We start from the raw sequence: 17,509 nt of genomic DNA on the forward strand, positions 1-17,509 counted from the left end.
GAGGTGTCGATGGCGACGGACGAGCTCGAAGCGGACTATGTGATCGTCGGCGCGGGCTCGGCCGGGTGCGTCCTGGCCGCGCGGCTGAGCGAGGACGCGGGGACCCGCGTGGTCCTGCTGGAGGCGGGCGGCGACGACCGGCCGGGCAAGGAGCGGGGGCAGTGGCTGTCCAACATCTGGATCCACGTACCGCTCGGCTATTCGCAGGCGCTGAAGGACCCAAAGGTCAACTGGCTGTACACGACGGAAGCCGACCCGGGCAGCAACGGGCGCCAGCATGTCTGGCCGCGCGGCAAGGTGCTCGGCGGCTCATCCTCGATCAACGCCATGCTCTACGTGCGCGGGCAGCGCGCCGATTACGACGGCTGGCGCCAACTCGGCTGCGACGGATGGAGCTGGGAGGACGTTTTCCCCTACTTCCGCAGGGCGCAGCATCAGGAGCGCGGCGAGTGCGAGATCCATGCGGTGGGCGGACCGCTGCACGTCTCCGACCCAGCGGACGGGCACGAGGTGAGTGAGGCGGCAATCGCCGCCTGCGAGAAGCTTGGCCTGCCGCACCGCGACATCAATGGCCCCGAGCAGGAAGGGGTCGGCTGGTTCCAGGTAAACATCAAGGACGGAAAGCGCTGGTCGGCCGCTGTCGCCTACCTCCATCCGGCGATGGACCGGCCCAACCTGCGGGTTGAAACGCGCGCCCTGGCCCGGCGCGTGCTGTTCGAAGGGCGCCGCGCGGTCGGCGTGGAGTTCGAGCAGCGAGGCACCCGGCGGGTGGTGCGCGCGCGGCGTGAGGTGATCCTCAGCGGTGGCGCGATCAATTCGCCGCAGCTGCTGGAGCTGAGCGGGATCGGGCAGGGCGAGCGCCTGCGCCAGCTCGGGATTGAGCTGGTGCAGGACCTCCCCGGCGTCGGCGAGAACCTGCAGGACCATTATGTGGTTGGAGAGACCTACCGGCTGAAGAAAGGCATCGTGTCGGTCAACGAGCTGGCCCGCGGACCCCGGCTGCTGCGCGAGGTGTGGCGCTACATGCGGGAGAAGCGCGGCCTGCTGACCTTGTCGGCGGCGCATATCGCCGTCTTCTGCAAGTCACGGCCGGACCTTGCCGGGCCCGATATCCAGTTTCACATCCTCCCCGCCACCATGGACGCCGAAAAGCTGTCCAACGAGCAGAAGATGGAGCTGGAAAAGGAACCCGGCCTGACGATCGCGCCGTGCCAGTTGCGGCCGGAGTCACGCGGGTCGGTGCACCTGAAGTCGACCGATCCAGCGGCCCATCCGGCGATCGCGCCCAATTACCTCAGCAACCCCCTCGACGAGGAAGTTGTCATAGCGGCGCTCAAATGGGGTCGCCGGATCGCCGGGACCGATCCGCTGGCCGGCTACATCGATCATGAGACCAATCCCGGCGTTGATGTCCAGACCGACGAGCAGCTGCTGGACTATGCGCGGGAGATGGGCACGACCATCTACCACCCGGTCGGCACGTGCGCGATGGGCCGGCATGATCGGGCGGTGGTCGATCCGGAGCTGAAGGTGGTCGCCGTCGAGGGCCTGCGCGTGGTGGATGCCTCGATCATGCCCCGCCTTATCAGCGGCAACACCAATGCGCCGACCATCATGATCGCGGAGAAAGCCGCCGACCTGATCAAGGCCGCCGCGAAGGAGCGGGTGGCGGCCTAGCCGCGCTTCAGCATCGCCTTGGCAACCCGCCGGGCGAAGTTGCCCCAAGGCGGACCCAGCTTCTCGAACGCATTCCAGGCGCCAACCTTGTGCACGGCGCGCGCGTGGCTGAATCGCTTGAAACCTTCCTTGCCGTGGTAAGCGCCGATCCCGCTTGCCCCGACCCCGCCGAACGGCAGGCTTTCCTGGGCGATGTGCAGCAGGGTGCCATTAAGCGTCACCCCGCCCGAGATCGTTCGGTCGAGCACATGGCGTTCCCGCCACTGGTCCTTGGTGAAGCAGTAGAGCGCCAGCGGCCGGTCGCGCCCGTTCACGAAGGCGATCGCCTCGTCCAGCGAATCGTAGGGCACGATCGGCAGGATGGGGCCGAAGATCTCCTCGCTGGCAAGGATGGTCTCTTCCGGCGCATTGAGCACGACGGTCGGCGGCACCTTGCCCGCGCTCGCCGCTTCGGCTTCGCCATGGGTCATGACGGTCGCGCCGCCGCTGCGCGCCGCCTCGATGGCGCCGAGCAGGCGGTCGCGGTGACGCTGGCTGATGACGCCGGAATAATCCGGATTGCCGGCGACGGTCGGATAAGACTGCCGCACCTCCGCCAGCAGCGCGTCGGCCAGCGCTTCCGCCTTGTGCCTGGGCACCAGGACATAGTCCGGGGCGATGCAGGTCTGGCCGGCGTTGAGGAACTTGCCGAAGGCGATGCTGCGCGCCGCCTTGGGCAAGGGGTAGTCGTCGCACAAGATGACTGGCGACTTGCCACCCAACTCGAGGGTGACGGGCACCAGATTCTCGGCGGCGGCCTTGTAGACCTGCCGGCCGACGGCGGTCGAACCGGTGAACAGCAGGTGGTCGAACGGCAGCGACGAGAACGCTCGGCCGATCTCCACGCCGCCGGTAACCACCGCAACCTCCTCCTCGTCGAACTGCCCGGCGACCGTCTCCTTGAGCAGTTCGGCAAAGGCTGGCGTCAGCTCCGATGGCTTGATCAGCGCCCGGTTGCCCGCGGCAATGGCGTCGACCAGCGGCGAGAGGGCGAGCTGCAGCGGATAGTTCCACGGGCTGATGATGCCGATCACGCCCAGCGGTTCGTGCCGCACCCACGCCTTGCCCGGCTGAAAGTTGATGCTCACGTGCCGCTTCTCCGGCCGCATCCATTTCACCAGGTTCTTTCGCGCATGGCGAATGGCGCCTAGCGTCGGAACCAGTTCCATGAGCTCGGTTTCGATACGGGCGCGGACGCCAAAATCTTCCGAAATCGCAGCGGCGAAGCGGTCCACGTTGCTGCGGACGAGGGCAGCGAGCCGGTCGATGCGATCGAGGCGCAGTTTTAGGCCGGCCGGCGGATGGCGACGGGAGGCGAGGTGCTGCAAGTCGAACTGCCGGCGCAATGCGGCGTTATCGGTAGCGGGCTGGCGAGGGTCGGCATCGGCCATGTCGGGCGCTCCGCGATGTTTATCCGAGCGACGTGATACGCCGCCATTGTTCTTCAGGGAAGGACCCGGTCGCACCGGCACGTCTGCCGGGGCTATCCCAAACAGAAAGAGGCTGCGGAACCGGAGTTCCGCAGCCTCTAATCTTTGCTTAGCCGTGCGTTGGCGGGGCTCACAGCGGAGCCCCGCTTCAGCTTAGCCGCGCTCCGGAGCCGGCGGCGGCGGCGGCGGCGGCGGCGGCGGCACCGGGCAGGTGTCGGTCGCCAGGATCACCGAGCCGTCCGGGCAGGTCTGCGTCGCCGGGGGCGGCGGCGGCGGCGGCGGCGGCGGCGGCGGCGGCGGCGCGACTACTTCCGCGCTCGGGCCGAAGAGGACGCCAACGCCAATCAGGCCGACCAGACGCGACGAGTTGGTGCGGTAGTTGGAATAGCGACCTTCAGCCTTGAGGTAGAGGTTGCGGCCGAACATCTGCTCGATGCCGCCACCCAGGGTGTAACCCTTGGTGCGGTAGTGGTTGTAATAGTCACCGAACGTGCCAGGCTGGCCGACGACCGGATCGCGGTCGAAGCGCTTGCGCTGCTCGTTCACGACCAGGCCGGCCTTGCCGTACACCAGGGTCGACGGGCTCACCAAGACACCGGCGCGGATTGCACCGCCCCACTCCTCGAACGACTTGCGGTAGGCGACGCCCGGGCCGTCACGAGTGATGTTCTCGTTGCCGCCGCGCGGCTTCCAGAAGGTGCCTTCCACGCCGAGCACGAAGTCGGTGCCGATCAGCGCGTCGACGCCGGCCGAACCACCAAAGCCGAGCTTGTTGTGGTGATTGCCCTCGGAGAAGAACCGATCGACGCCGACGTCAACGTCGGCACGAACGCCGCGCAGCGAGATGCCCTGGGCGTTCGCAGTCTGCGAAGCTCCCAGAGCCAGCGCTGCGAGCGCGGTAAAACCTACTAATTTCATACGCTTGCCCCTTTTATGGTGAGCTCTGATTAGCGACAAGAACTCATAAGAAGAAGTTAATGTTCGTTTCAGGTCCGCACCAAGTAGCAACACTTGTCTGACCTGAAAAGCTCAAACTGTTTATATCAGTGCTGTCCTTTACTACTCGATGGCCGTTCCGGGCCTCCGAGACCATTGGATCAGCAAGCTCAGATACGCGAGAAGCCTGCTGTAGTTCCAGCCACGCGCTGTTTCGGCGGCTGATTGTTGCGGTGATGCAACAGCATCAGCGGCTGCAACACGCTTTGAACGCTGCTAGCGGGACGGGCATGTCACTGGTTTCACCTGAACAGGTCGGCGCGCTTCTGAGAAACGTGGCGGCCGCCATCGTCCTGCCGCGCTATCGCTCACTCGGTTCGGGCGAGGTCGTCGAGAAATCCGCTGGTGAACTGGTGACCGTGGCGGACCGCGAAGCGGAACTCGCCATCGGCCAAGGCTTGCACGAATTGCTGCCGGCCGCACGCCTGATTGGTGAAGAGGCCTGCGCTGAACGTCCTGACCTGATCGAGCATCTGGCCGACGAGCTCGTCTGGCTGGTCGATCCAATCGACGGCACGGCGAATTTCGCGGCCGGCCGACCGCCTTTTGCCATGATGATAGCCCTCTTGGAGCATGGCGTCGTCCGGCAGTCGTGGATTCTTGATCCATTGCATGACGTGCTGTTCCATGCCGACCGCGGCGGAGGCGCGTTCCGCGATGGCGTCAAGGTAACTGGTGGCACCGATCGGAGTGTGGAGCGCGACCTTTGTGGCATCCTGTCCGAAGCCTTCCTGCCCGCCGAACAGCGTCACTTGGGCGAGACGCTCCGAGCGCGGTTTGGCAGGGTCCTGCCGACGCAGCGCTGCGCGGGGCATGAATACCCGCTGGTGGCGCTCGGCGAGCGCGACTTCGCGATTTATTGGCGTACCCTGCCGTGGGATCATGCGGCGGGTGCCCTGTTGCTGTCAGAGGCGGGTGGGCGCGCGCTGCACTTTGACGGATCGCCTTACGGGCCGGCTGTCCAGCGGTCCGGCTTGCTGCTGGCCCGAAATCCCGAGGTCGCCGACCTCCTGCTGAGGGCCGTCACCGCCGATGACGAGATGGGCTTGGGGGGCAGTCGGGCAGGGTAGATGAGCTATAGTCGAGCGAGAACCACCGAGGATCTGCGATATGTGGGCCGCTCTTCCGGTAGCTAGAAAACGCATTAACTCGAAGTGCGTTCATAGAAGGCTAACGTTGCGGCCCCCAAGCCACACTTGTGCCATTCTTTCGTGGTCCGGGGCCTTGACCATGCAGATCGCAACTCGTGGCGGTCGATATGGTGCAAGCAGGTTACACGAAAGCGCGGCGTCGCGCAGTTGAGCACGAAAGGTATCGCTACTTCGCCTGGTCCGGAGTAGGTGGGGCCGGCTCGGTAACGTCTTTCGCCCGCAAGGGCGCCCGTGAGGTGGGAAGAATGACATTCCAGTTTCCGTCGCAGGTGATCTCCTCCAACCAGTCGCTCATCGAGCGCGGCGCTGAGGTCATCCGGGTCGAGGCGGAGGCCCTCGGTCTACTTGCCGAGTCCCTTGACGGCTCCTTCGTGGACGCCTGCCGAGCGATTCTGCGCGCGCGTGGCCGGGTTGTGATTACCGGAATGGGCAAGTCTGGCCACATCGGCCGCAAGTGGGCCGCGACGCTGGCCGCGACGGGAACGCCCGCTTTCTACGTGCACCCGGGGGAAGCCGCGCACGGCGACCTTGGGATGCTGGTGCCCGGGGACGTACTGGTGGTGCTGTCCAATTCGGGCAACACGTCCGAACTGCGCGCCATTCTGAGCTATGCCAAGGCGATCGACCTAACCATCATCGGGGTGGCGTCCAAGCCTGACTCGCTAGTCATGAAGAGCGCCGACATCGGCTTGGCGCTGCCGATGACCAGGGAAGCATGCCCGGCCAACGTTGCGCCGACCACATCGACGACCCTGCAGCTGGCGCTTGGGGATGCGCTTGCGCTGACCTTGATGGACATGCGCGGGTGCTCAGTGAAGGATCTCAAGACCCTGCACCCGGGCGGGTCGCTCGGCGTTCGGCTCGCGTCGCTGCGGGACATCATGCACACCGGCTTGAGGCTGCCGCTGGTCGGACATGATACGCCGATGTGCGACGTGATTGTGACGATGACCTCGTCCGGCTTCGGGATCGCGGGCGTGACCGACAGCGCCGGCCGGCTGTCTGGCGTTATCACCGACGGGGACATTCGCCGGCATTTCGACGAGCTGGTCACTGCCACCGCCGGCGATGTGATGACCGCCGGCCCTAAGACGTTGTTCGACGACATGCTGGCGGAAGAAGCGCTGCAGTTCCTCAACGACAACAAGATCACCTGCGGGTTCGTGATCGAGCGCGACGCGCCCGTGAACACCAACGTGCCCATCGGGGTCATCCACCTGCACGATCTCCTGCGCGCCGGGCTATCCTGACCTAGCCACCAGCTTGACCGACTTCGCAATCATCATCCCGGCGCGGTTCGCGTCGACCCGCTACCCAGGCAAGCCGCTGGTCGCGCTGCGCGGAGCGACGGGCGTTGCCAAGACGCTCATCCGCCGAAGCTGGGAATGTGCGACGGCGGTGCCGGGCAGCGTAGGCGTGTGGGTGGCGACCGATGACGCCCGAATCGCGGACGAGGTGACCGGCTTCGGCGGCCAGGTCGTGATGACCTCGCCGGACTGCGCCAACGGCACGGAGCGCTGCGCCGACGCCATCGACAAGTTAGGCGAGATCGCGCCGGTTGTCGTCAACCTGCAAGGTGATGCGCCCTTGTCGCCGAGCGACCTTGTTCCCCGGCTGGTGGCCAGGCTGGAGGAAGATCGTGAGGCGGTGATGGCCACTCCGGCGGTGCGCTGCTCGGCGAGCCTGTACGCGCACCTCGCAGCGGACGCTGCCAACGGCCGCGTCGGCGGGACCACCGTGGTGTTCAACCGCGCGCAGCACGCTTTGTACTTCTCCAAGCGGCTGATCCCCTACTTGCCGGGGCAGACGGATGCCGAGGCTGGGGACGTGCACCTGCACCTGGGGATGTATGCCTATCGCCTTCCCGCCCTGCGCGAGTACCGCGAGGCAGAAACGAGCCGCCTGGAAGTGCTCGAGGGGCTGGAGCAATTGCGGTTTCTCGATCTTGGGCTCCGAGTGTCCGCGCTGGCGATTGAAGCGCTCGATTGGGATGCAATCGAATTGAATAATCCCAGCGATGTTGCGGCCATGGAGCGGATCCTCGCGTCGCGCGGCATCGAATAGGGCTGCATTCGGTGGAGGAGGGGGCCGCCAGCGGCGGTGTTGGTAACTGGACTGCCCAGGCATTCCTTTTGTTGCGAATGCATCTTCGTGCATTCGGGTCAGACCCGGTACGATATCTGTCGGGCGTCTTTTGGCGGCTGCGAGGGTACCGGCTTCGGTCGCGCAACTACCTGTCCCCCCTGCTCGGCCGTTCCCCAGCGGCTTACATGTTGTGGACGTTGCGTCGCGAACGAAGAAGCGGTCATTACCAGCTCTTCTCTCCGGCTGTAGGTGGTGCGGTCGTCTTGGTGCCGATGGTGGAGGAGGGAGCGGATTCAGGCGGTCTTGCTCGTACACTGCACTCGATCGAAAAGGCGGCGCCAGGCAACGAGCCGATCATGCTTGCGCGAGACAACGAAGGTCGGCCGCTGGTTGCGAACCCGGATCGGCTTGCCAAGCTCGGCCAGCACGACAGCATCTGGGTGTGCCCGATGGCACCTGGAGATGAGTTGGCCGCCGATGCGCTGGTCCAGTATGCGCAGGCGATCGCTCAGTCGCGCGACATCGACGTTTTTTATGCCGATGACGACTTGCTGGACACGTCTGGCCGCCGGCACCAGCCACACCTGAAACCTGATTGGAACCCGGAGCTATTCCGACATCATGATTACCTGACCGGCGCTTGCGTGCTGCGGATTTCTCCCGAGGCATTAAACAGCTTGCCGGCGGGGAATTGGGCTGAAGCGCTCGTTCGAGCGAAGATCGGCGGCACGGTGACGCCACTGCATGTGCCCTCTATACTGCATCATCGCCGACACCGCCCGGCGCCGCGGGTGCCGGCAGGCGCTGCGGAATTCGAGCTTCACCGAGCACCCGCAGTGAGCCTGATCGTGCCGACGCGTAACCATGCCGAGCTGCTACGTACCTGCCTCGAAGGTGTCGAGCGAACCCGATACGCGGAGCGGCAGACCATTGTGGTGGACAATGGCAGCGACGACGACGAGACAATTGCTGTTCTCAAGACATTCGAGAAAGCGGGCGGACTCGTACTTCGCAGGCCAGGTCCTTTCAACTTCAGTTCCTTGAACAACGCGGCCGTTCGCGAGGCTCGCGGGGACTTCCTCTGCTTTCTCAACAACGACATAGAGGTTCTTTCGCCTGACTGGCTGGCGATCATGGTTGCGCAAGCTCAACGGGCCGATGTCGGTGCAGTCGGAGCACGGCTGCTCTATCCCGACCATACTATCCAACATGCCGGAGTGGTGATCGGAATGGGCGGAGGTGCCGGCCATGCGCACCGGTTTCAGCGCGCTACAGACCCTGGCTACTTCGATCGTGCGAGCCTGCCGCAGCAGGTCAGCGCGGTGACGGCGGCTTGCCTCGTAGTGGCGCGCGACAAGTTCATCGCAGTCGGCGGTTTCGACGAGCGGATGTTCCCGGTGGCGTTCAACGACGTCGACCTATGCCTGCGTCTCAACGAGCGCGGCTGGCAGTCCTTTTACGAGCCTCGGGCAACACTGATCCATCATGAGTCCAAGTCCCGCGGCAAGGACAGTGCGAAAGGCAACAGGGACCGCTTCGCTCGCGAACTCGCTGCCTTGAAACAGCGCTGGCTAACCGAAGAGCGTGCCGATCCATTTCACCACCCGTATCTAAGCCGCTTCTCTGAGCAATTCGTACTGGACGTCTAAACTCATGGCGTCGCTCTACCTACCCACCGTGACCCTGGCCGCCGTCACGTCCGTCAACGTTGAGGCAACGATTGCGGCGCTCAAGGTCTGCCTCGACGCAGCAAGCTTCGGCGACGCGATACTGCTGACCGATGCCGAAGTGGAACCGCCGTCACCCGTGCGCCACGTGCGGACAGACCCGATCCTCACCTCCTCCGCCTATTCTGAGTTCATGTTAACACAGCTCGTTGACCATGTTCGGACTGAGCACGTGCTAGTGGTCCAATGGGACGGGTTCATTGCCAGCCCAGGCGCCTGGGATGAGCGATTCCTTGATTACGATTACATCGGCGCCCCTTGGCCGCAATTCAGCGATGGTTACGATGTGGGCAATGGCGGCTTCTCGCTTCGCAGCCGACGGTTGCTGGAGGCATGCCGAGACTCCGAGTTCAGGGTCGTTCATCCGGAGGATGTTGCAATTTGCCGGACCAATCGGGCGTTCCTTGAAGAGAAGCACCGGATCCGCTTTGCCGACGCGCAGATCGCGGGTCGCTTCTCAAAAGAGCGCAATCCGTCGCTCAAGCCAACTTTCGGCGTCCACGGCATATTCAACTTGGTCGAGGCGCTCGGACCCGAACGCTTCTGGGAGCTCTACTCCTCACTTGACGAGCGCCGGGGCGTAGTTCGGGACCGTTCGCTTCTGTTCCGCCAACTGCGCTCAGCCAGAGGTGGAGTGAGAAGATCGCTGCAGTTATGGCTGGGCCTGCTCGGTGACAGGGTACGGATGGTCGTGCGGGAAGGGACTTAATTGTAACTTCATCCGTGGTGGGGACGGCGCCGACCAGCTCGTCGGGCTGTCCGGGTCGCGCTGGCATGAAACTCGTAAGGGAGCTCCGACGCGCCCCGCCTGGTTCGTCAATTTGGAGTGGAAACCGCGTGCCACATTCACTATCCGCCGCCTTGAGCCGATCATTGTTGCTTGTCGTTGGGCGGAGAACGCTAAGTGTCTCGAAGTGATATGAATTCTCTGGAAGTCGACGACGCCCATTCTTCAAAAAAGTTCAAGGTCTGCATCGTTACCAGAACGAAAGATCGAGGGCTGATGCTCGCGCGCGCCGCGCAGAGTGTGAGATCGCAGACTTTTGAAGATTATTGCTGGGTTGTCGTCAACGATGGGGGCGACGAAGATGAAGCGCGCGCGATTTGGGAAGGTAGCGGAATAGCGCGCGAGCGCAGGCGTTTTCTGTCAAATGCGAAGTCAAAAGGCATGGAGGTTGCTTCCAACCAGGGAATTCGTGCGGTTGAATCAGATTTCATCGTGATCCATGACGACGATGACAGTTGGGATCGAGACTTTCTTAAGCAAACTGTTGGATTCTTGGAAGCGGAGGAAGGCCGCTTTTATGGCGGAGTAGTTACTCATTCAGTCTATGTATCCGAACTGGTGCGTGAGAAAGAAATCGTCACGCTCGCGGAGAAGCCGTATCAAAACCAGCTTGTCAGCCTGGATCTGGATACCGTTATTGATCGGAACCTCTATCCCCCGATCTCATTCCTTTTCAAGCGTTCGGTATACGAGCAGATCGGCGGCTTCGATGATAGCCTGCCAGTGCTCGGCGATTGGCTGTTCAACATGGAGTTTCTGCTGCGCGCTAACGTTGGCGTGATCAAGGAGCCGCTCGCTTACTACCACCACCGCGACAGTTCCGAGTTAACGGCGCCGGAGTATCGTAACACCGTGGTGGACTCGCTTGCCCTTCATCAGAAATACACAGCGATCGTCCGCAACGACTTTCTTCGCCGCAACATCGGGCAGTCGGCCATTGCATTCCGCATGGCGGTTAGCGGAGCGAGCCCCGCCCCAAGCGATCAGCCGTCGCATGACCGGCACGCTGCGCAGGCGCTTCCTTCGGTTCAGCTGTTATCACGTGGTGAGGGTGACCTGAGCTGGGCGATCAGCGCGATCAACGCAAAGCTGGCCGAGCGTCGGGTGGGGACGCTCTACAAGTTCCGTAAGGTCAGCCCCTTACCGCCAAATGCGTCGTGGAGCACGGTGGTGCCGCTGCTGCAGCGCCTCGCGATAAAGGTTCCCGCGCCAAACGACTTCGATGAGCATGCCTACCTCGCGGCTAACCCCGATGTGGCAGAAGAAGTGCGACAGGGCAGGCAGAAGTCTGGCTTCAATCACTATCTGATCCATGGACGTCATGAGGGGCGCGCACGGACGAGCGGGGAATATACTCCGCCACCGCAATCCTCTGCCATCCTTTCGCGGCAAAATGAGCCGATCAGCCAGGTTCGTCCGGTATTCGACAGTTCGCTCATGACGCGGAGCAGCCATCACGAAGCCGGCTTCGAGACAGTGCTGCACGTGGCGCACCATGAATGGCACGGCATCCGTCAGGCTACGGCCTACTGCCCGGGGCATAAGCTGCTCATATCTGCGCACGAGGGCCTCGACAGCGACGACAAGAAGATGCTTGCGGAAGAGATTACGAGGCTCGGAATCAATCGCATCTGCATTCAGGGTTATTCGAGCAACGCCGACGCACTGGTGCTTTTCTTGCGATCTGCGCTCGGACCGAACGTCAAGTTTTTCATGGTCAGTCACGTCAACACGGCGCAATTCGACCACCAGTTTGAAATGCAGGTCATTGCCAAGCTGCTCAACCGTCGGCGCTTCGGGGTGCTCGACGGTATCGGTTCGGTGAAGCCAAATTTTGGCAACGCGATTGAAGGCTTCTGGCCAGGAACCATCATCAACTACGCGCCCAACATTCCGATGCCACAAGGTCGGCGGTCCGAACGCGTGGAAGTTTATGCGCCATTGGACGTGGGTTGGCGCAAGAACCTTTTCACCAATGTCATGGCTGCTTCGATGGCTTCGAATGTAGATGTGGTGAAGACGGCGAATTTCCCCAATGGTTTGGAAGACATCTACGATCTCGCGAAACTGCGGCTTGTTGGGTATCTTCGTGGACGGGATCTGCTGGACGAAATGGCGCGCAGCTCGTTGACGCTGGTCGCTACGCTGGCCGAATGCCAGCCAATGACTCAGCTCGAAAGCTTCGCGGTAGGCACGCCGTCGCTCACTGGTCCGCTTGAAGTCACTGAGTTCGCCAACGATCCCCTGATCAAGCTTTGTACAACGACTCACCTTGATAATCCGGCCTTGCTTGCGCGAGATATCGAACGGATTGTCGATGTGGTGCGCAACGACCCCGATGAAATGAACCAGATGATTGCGAGCCACCTTAGCGCGCGCAACAAGGTCGCTTCTCAATCCTATGCGGACTTTCTGGGGCTCTAATTGGCGATGTCCGCGAAAAGACCTTCCATTTGCTTCGTCACTAATGAACTCTACCCGTTAGGACCGGGTGGCATCGGGCGGATGTTGTACAATTTTGCCCGCCATAATGAGAGCTTGGGCTTTCCGGCGGACATCCATTTTCTTGTTCCGCAGCTGCTACTTGCGTCTCGGCCGGACGCCCGGGAAGTCCTTGACGAAGCGCTTGAAGGGCTAGCAACCGTGCACGTGTGCCCGGCGCTTAGATCCGTGCCTAGCCAGCTGGCGCAGCTGCTCGCAAAAGCCGAAGATTATCCTTGGACAAGTGAGTGGCTCTACAGCGACTCGTATCGCTACTATCTAGGCCTCAAGCTGGCTCAGGAGAGACTGGGCGCTGCATTTGATGTCATCGAGTTTCCTGACTTCGGTGGATGGGGCGTTGCCAGCCTGGAAGCGAAGCGTGCCGGATTGGACTTCGCAGATACTCTGATAAGTGCCCGCGTGCACTCGACGCAGGGCATTCTCTACGGAGTCGAACGCTACGCATATGACCCGGGGCACTGGGCCGGCATCATGTTCGACGCTGAGCGGCACCTCTTCGCCAATGCCGACCTGATCGTCGGACATGATCCAGCGATCATAGACTACACCGCCCGTAGCTATGCTCTCGAGGAGCGATGGCACGGGCGAACCGTTCTCGAGTTCCCACCGATCTACATCCGAACCGCGCCCGGCACCTATGTCATTGCGGACAAGGTCGATAAGCCGGGTTCTGACGATTCGATTGACTTCCTGTTCGGTTCGCGGCTGCAACCCGTCAAGCGCCCAGATCTCTTCATCCGTGCCGCCATCCTCTATCTCGAGAACCATCCTGCGTACGCCGGCACGTTCCGGCTAGTTTGCGGCGGCTGGGATCGGGCGTTTGTCGAAATGCTGAAATCCTTGGTGCCCGGCGGTCTTTCCGAGCGGATCAGGTTCATCGAGAAAGCCAACCCTGACGAGCGGCAGTACTACATCGAACGGTCGATCGTGGTGGTGCCATCTGACTATGAAAGTCTGTGCCTGTTCGCGTTCGAGGCGGCACTCGCGGGCCGCAAGGTCATTCTAAACGGCACCTGCCCGGCCTTTGGTAACGGTTACCGCTGGCGGGATGGTGGAAACTGCCTCCTATTCGACGGGACAGTCGAATCGCTCGCGGCCACGATGCACAACGCCCTGACCTGGCGGCCGGCCACGGAGATCGAGGTGGCGCCGAGCATGCCTTACTGGCTGAGCGAAAAGATGGGAGAGCCTGAGCCAGCCCATCCGACATCCGCCGACATTCGGATCTTCTGCTACGGTGCGCAGTCGACAACCGAGGTCCACCGCCAACTCGATATGGCAATTGCGCTGGAAGAAGCCCTCAAGGGCGCTGGTCGGCGTTGCGAGATCACGTTCCAATTGCCCAGGGGTAGCTTCGAGCCTGATGGTTCGGAGGCCAAGGCCATCCATCAGCGTGGCTGGGCCGTTGTTTTCAGTTCCGGCAATCGTGAATGTCCTGCCATGTTTGGCCGCCGTCTTGCCGCTCTCGGTGACGGCGCTGTCCTGCTCTTCCCCTTTGGGTACGAACCGTCTGCGGCATTCGTCAGCAATGCCTTTGACGTTCAGGCATCTGACCCCGCCCTGGCGTTGGTCGGTGGCCATGTCGAACTCGTCGACAGCGCGACTGGCAGAAGCGATTATCTTCGGGTCTATTCAGGGGAAGCCCCATCGACTGCTCTGCTATCAAGTCGGATCGCGCCGACGTTGAGCGTGGTGAATCTCAATGCCGTGAAACGGATCGGCTTCGACCCACTCGCTGGTGGCCTCTGGTTTGAGGTATTCGCCCGACTGTGCGCCTTGAATGGCGAGCGCATTGCCGTTCTTCCAATGGTTGCTGGTACGCTCGATCCTTTCTCGCAGCGTAAGCTCGAAACAACGAAGCGCATTTCTGCCGGACTGCTCGATCAACTCGGTCGTGCGGCAGGCTGGCAAGCACGCCTTCTCAGCGTTGATCCGGTCCAAGTGCCCAGTGAAGCCGATGGTACGCCGCTCCCGTTGCAACCACATCAGCTACGCCAGGTGCTTCGTGTCCATCCTGCTCGCAAGGAGCGCGCCTGGGAACCGGTCGGCTGGCAGGAAAATGCTCATGGTGCGCTTGTTCATCCGCTCGATGGCGAGGTCACGATTGCTGAGATCCCTGGGGTGTACCGTCGGATCAGTGGTCTCACTGCCCACGTCCGGAACATGCGTAATGACAATGACGGTGCCTTGGTGGCTGTCGCACTCGCGCGCTCGCAGGTATCGACCGATCGCATCCTCCAGGTCGTACAAAGCGGTGCTCACGCAGAAGATGTGGCGTTAAGCGCGTGGCGTAGGATCGAGCCCGGCACTGCCTTGAAGATCGCCTGCCCTTGTTACGGCGTGAGCAAGGGCAACGACAAGATCCTGCTCTTTAGCCGAGTGCCCGATGGCAAGAGCGAGGAGAACGCAGAAATTGTGTTTACGGGAGTGGACCTGCACTTCAACGATCAGACGATTGGATGATCGTGATCAAGCCAGCCAATCATTTCGTGCGCCGAGCGACCTGAGTGCCGTGGACGGAAGCAGCTGATGTGGGGCGGCGGGTGCCTCGTATATCGGGTGGACCCACTGCATACGGCATGCGGGTCAGCGGTCCGCCCCCTTTTGCCCGTTCGTCGACGTCACTGGCCAGAGCTATGCATGCAGCATGCAACGACTAGTTGCTCGAGCTAACACGCCTCAAACAAGCTCCTAGCGAGTCCATTCTCACCCTGCTAGGCAAGCCAAGCTAAGACGATCTGGTGGAATGAAATGGATTATTACGAACTCGCCGCGAAGAACCTTAGAGCCATCGATTTGGTGAGGTTTGGTAACCGTCCTGATAACATTACGGATTGCAATTTAGAGATTGGCTACCGCGGCTTCGTCAACTGCGTGGCTGCTGAAGGTAGCGATCCTTTTGTGATGTTTACCAACGCGGACGACTTCGTTGCCGGGTCGTATTTCTACAATGGGCCAGCAAGCTTCGAGACGGGAACTTTACGGCTTTGGGATCATCTGGTCAGAAAGTCCACTTGGATCTATGACGTCGGCGCCTATACTGGCGCATTCGCCTTGGCGGCTGCAGCAGCGAACCCGTCATGCTATGTTATGGCATTCGAGCCATCCTTCATCACCTACAGCCGTTTACTTGTGAATATCAGTGCCAACCGCTTCGATGATCGGATAGCGCCATTGCGGTACGGCCTTGGAGACGCGGTTAACGAGTTGGAGTTACGGCATCCGTCCGGTGTCTATGTCATGGCAAGTGGCGAAAGCTTCGTTGACTCGCATATTGCTGACCCATGGTTCGTCGAGAAGGTCCCGGTTACCACTCTGGAGGAGCTGGTCGGCAACCAAAGCCGCTATCGCAAGCAGATCGTCGTCAGCACGGAATTCAGCGGGGTAGACCTGCTAAAGATCGATGTCGAAGGCTTTGAGGCCAATGTTCTCAAGGGCATGCAGGGCATCATCCGCGAGCATCGCCCCACGGCGATCGTCGAGATACTGGAACCTTCTGGCGTGGCTTCCATCCTGGAGCTGTTCGGCAGCGGCTATCAGGTTCGCCACATCAACGAAGAAACCGGATCTCTGTCAGATGTGCCGGTCGGCACCAACAAGTTGTTCATTCACGAGGATCATGCTGCGTTGTTGGACGGGTACTCTTCCCTCTAGCTTGGGCCGGCGTCTCTGCCAGCGGTACGACACAGCTCTACTTGCGGTGAGACCTCGTGCCGGGACTCGCAGATGCGGGAGCGCTGACGGCCGCTACTGGAGTGGAGTTCCGGAGAGTTAGTAGTTGAGAGCGGCTGTGGTATCATCGCGCTCGTCTTGCGGGAGCAGCAAAGGCTAGCGTGGGGCCAAGCGCCTGTTTAAACGTCTTTTCTGGCAAAGTTGGTTTGCTTCAGCTAAGCGACAGCCAATCGCATCCACAGGCCAGCCTGCACTGCATGGCGCCAAGAGGTCCCTCGAATGAACGCCAACAATTTCGATCACGAAACCGTGACGGAGGCCCTGCGACGGTCGCAGCGTCGGTCTTGGTGGTACCGACAGCGCTGGATGGCTTTGTTTGTGGGGCTGCCCACCGTGCTAGCCGCTATCTATTACGGGCTGATCGCGAGCCCCGTTTACGTCAGTCACTCGAGTTTCGTGATCAAGTCGCCCAACCAGCGTCCGACGCCGACGCTGTCCCTAGCCAATATCGTGCAGACCTCGGGGCTTGGCATGGGAAGCGAGCAGACCAAGGAGATCCTTCAGTATCTCCGTTCGCGCAATGCTCTTCGCGATCTACAGACGCGGACGAACGTGCGCGCTGCTTATTCCGCTCGTGGAGCAGACTTCCTTTCCCGCTTCCCGAGGCCATTCCGCGGAACGACCTTCGAAGACCTGTTCCGCTACTATAATGCGATGGTCGCTGCGGAGATCGACAACGAAAGCAACATGGCGGTGCTGGAAGTAAAGGCATTCACGCCGGAAGATGCATACGCCATCAACGGCCGCCTGCTCGGCTTAAGCGAGGCTCTGGTAAATCGATTGAACCAGCGGGCCGAAAATCGAGCCATCACCGAAGCCGAGCGGCGCGTGTTGCAAGCCGAGGAGCGTGTACGCAACGCTCGTGTCGCGCTCAGCGCCTACCGAAACCAGACGAGTATCATCGATCCTGAGCGGCAAGCTCAAGGCGTGTTGGAAGTTTCGAACCGGCTCATCACGGAACAGGCAGCATTGCAGGCTCAGCTTGATCTGATGGTCCAAGTGGCTCCGCAAAACCCGGCGATCCCGGCTCTTCGGGAGCGAATCGCGGCAATTGGAACCGCCATCGAGAAGCAGAATAGCCGCGCGGTCGGGACGCCGCGGGCAATCGCGTCCAGGCTGGCGACGTTCGAGAAGCTCAAGGTTGAGCAAGAGTTTGCCACGCAGATGCTGACCGCTGCGAATACGTCTCTGGAGCAGGCGCGCACAGAGTCACAGAAGCAGCAGTTTTACCTTGAGCGAGTTGTAGAGCCTAATCGCCCCGACGATCCTGCTCTTCCGAACGGCATCAAGCAGGTTCTCACCATCCTGGGTGCGTCCTTGTGCCTCTACTTCATCGGCTGGATGCTGGTCGTCGGTATTCTCGAGCATTCGCCCGAGGATTGA

Annotated in this window: 12 protein-coding genes; 10 read left to right on the top strand and 2 right to left on the bottom strand. The window is 61.6% G+C overall.

Going from position 1 to position 17,509, the window contains the following annotated elements:
- The first annotated feature begins 9 nt into the window (after window positions 1–9).
- Window positions 10–1,677 carry a GMC family oxidoreductase gene (locus OMW55_RS02395; RefSeq protein ID WP_264880533.1) on the top strand — a complete coding sequence of 556 codons (1,668 nt, stop codon included), beginning with the start codon at window positions 10–12 and terminating at the stop codon, window positions 1,675–1,677.
- On the opposite strand, the gene OMW55_RS02400 is transcribed toward OMW55_RS02395, so the two are convergent.
- Entirely contained in the window at window positions 1,674–3,107 is a 1,434-nt protein-coding gene (locus tag OMW55_RS02400; protein WP_264880535.1) for a coniferyl aldehyde dehydrogenase, read from the bottom strand. The two genes, OMW55_RS02395 and OMW55_RS02400, sit on opposite strands and share 4 nt — an antisense overlap.
- A 192-nt stretch (window positions 3,108–3,299) precedes the next feature.
- A complete protein-coding gene (locus OMW55_RS02405; RefSeq protein WP_264880537.1) occupies window positions 3,300–4,064 on the bottom strand; it encodes an outer membrane protein in 765 nt (254 codons plus the stop codon).
- A gap of 308 nt (window positions 4,065–4,372) precedes the next feature.
- Here OMW55_RS02405 and OMW55_RS02410 point away from each other — a divergent pair, with 308 nt between their 5' ends.
- The 9 genes from OMW55_RS02410 to OMW55_RS02450 all read left to right on the top strand — a co-directional run bounded on the left by OMW55_RS02410 (window position 4,373) and on the right by OMW55_RS02450 (window position 17,509).
- Complete coding sequence (locus OMW55_RS02410; protein WP_264880539.1) at window positions 4,373–5,212, top strand: inositol monophosphatase family protein; 840 nt, start codon at window positions 4,373–4,375, stop codon at window positions 5,210–5,212.
- A gap of 326 nt (window positions 5,213–5,538) precedes the next feature.
- Window positions 5,539–6,543: a KpsF/GutQ family sugar-phosphate isomerase gene (locus tag OMW55_RS02415; protein WP_264880541.1), complete on the top strand. Its 1,005-nt coding sequence runs from the start codon at window positions 5,539–5,541 to the stop codon at window positions 6,541–6,543.
- A 13-nt stretch (window positions 6,544–6,556) separates the two neighbouring features.
- Window positions 6,557–7,357, top strand: a complete 801-nt coding sequence (locus OMW55_RS02420; protein ID WP_264880542.1) for a 3-deoxy-manno-octulosonate cytidylyltransferase — start codon at window positions 6,557–6,559, stop codon at window positions 7,355–7,357.
- 206 nt (window positions 7,358–7,563) lie between these two features.
- Entirely contained in the window at window positions 7,564–9,027 is a 1,464-nt protein-coding gene (locus OMW55_RS02425) for a glycosyltransferase family 2 protein (protein WP_264880544.1), read from the top strand.
- 4 nt (window positions 9,028–9,031) lie between these two features.
- Complete coding sequence (locus tag OMW55_RS02430) at window positions 9,032–9,814, top strand: DUF5672 family protein (protein ID WP_264880546.1); 783 nt, start codon at window positions 9,032–9,034, stop codon at window positions 9,812–9,814.
- A 210-nt stretch (window positions 9,815–10,024) separates the two neighbouring features.
- Window positions 10,025–12,316, top strand: coding sequence for a glycosyltransferase (locus OMW55_RS02435; protein WP_264880548.1), 2,292 nt, complete (start codon window positions 10,025–10,027; stop codon window positions 12,314–12,316).
- Between the two features lie 6 nt (window positions 12,317–12,322).
- On the top strand, window positions 12,323–14,857 hold the full coding sequence (locus OMW55_RS02440) for a glycosyltransferase family 4 protein (RefSeq protein WP_407822115.1): 2,535 nt from the start codon (window positions 12,323–12,325) through the stop codon (window positions 14,855–14,857).
- 288 nt (window positions 14,858–15,145) lie between these two features.
- Window positions 15,146–16,048, top strand: coding sequence for an FkbM family methyltransferase (locus OMW55_RS02445; protein WP_264880551.1), 903 nt, complete (start codon window positions 15,146–15,148; stop codon window positions 16,046–16,048).
- A gap of 297 nt (window positions 16,049–16,345) precedes the next feature.
- Window positions 16,346–17,509 carry a capsule biosynthesis protein gene (locus OMW55_RS02450; protein WP_264880552.1) on the top strand — a complete coding sequence of 388 codons (1,164 nt, stop codon included), beginning with the start codon at window positions 16,346–16,348 and terminating at the stop codon, window positions 17,507–17,509.

It is taken from the genome of Sphingomonas arvum (assembly GCF_026013565.1).
Taxonomy (GTDB): Bacteria; Pseudomonadota; Alphaproteobacteria; order Sphingomonadales; family Sphingomonadaceae; genus Sphingomicrobium; species Sphingomicrobium arvum.

Bases quoted from the DNA above. Each gene is read 5' to 3' on its own strand.
- OMW55_RS02395 (WP_264880533.1), top strand. From the start codon at position 10: ATGGCGACGGACGAGCTCGAAGCGGACTATGTGATCGTCGGCGCGGGC.
- OMW55_RS02400 (WP_264880535.1), bottom strand. From the start codon at position 3,107: ATGGCCGATGCCGACCCTCGCCAGCCCGCTACCGATAACGCCGCATTG.
- OMW55_RS02405 (WP_264880537.1), bottom strand. From the start codon at position 4,064: ATGAAATTAGTAGGTTTTACCGCGCTCGCAGCGCTGGCTCTGGGAGCT.
- OMW55_RS02410 (WP_264880539.1), top strand. From the start codon at position 4,373: ATGTCACTGGTTTCACCTGAACAGGTCGGCGCGCTTCTGAGAAACGTG.
- OMW55_RS02415 (WP_264880541.1), top strand. From the start codon at position 5,539: ATGACATTCCAGTTTCCGTCGCAGGTGATCTCCTCCAACCAGTCGCTC.
- OMW55_RS02425 (WP_264880544.1), top strand. From the start codon at position 7,564: ATGTTGTGGACGTTGCGTCGCGAACGAAGAAGCGGTCATTACCAGCTC.
- OMW55_RS02430 (WP_264880546.1), top strand. From the start codon at position 9,032: ATGGCGTCGCTCTACCTACCCACCGTGACCCTGGCCGCCGTCACGTCC.
- OMW55_RS02435 (WP_264880548.1), top strand. From the start codon at position 10,025: ATGAATTCTCTGGAAGTCGACGACGCCCATTCTTCAAAAAAGTTCAAG.
- OMW55_RS02440 (WP_407822115.1), top strand. From the start codon at position 12,323: ATGTCCGCGAAAAGACCTTCCATTTGCTTCGTCACTAATGAACTCTAC.
- OMW55_RS02445 (WP_264880551.1), top strand. From the start codon at position 15,146: ATGGATTATTACGAACTCGCCGCGAAGAACCTTAGAGCCATCGATTTG.
- OMW55_RS02450 (WP_264880552.1), top strand. From the start codon at position 16,346: ATGAACGCCAACAATTTCGATCACGAAACCGTGACGGAGGCCCTGCGA.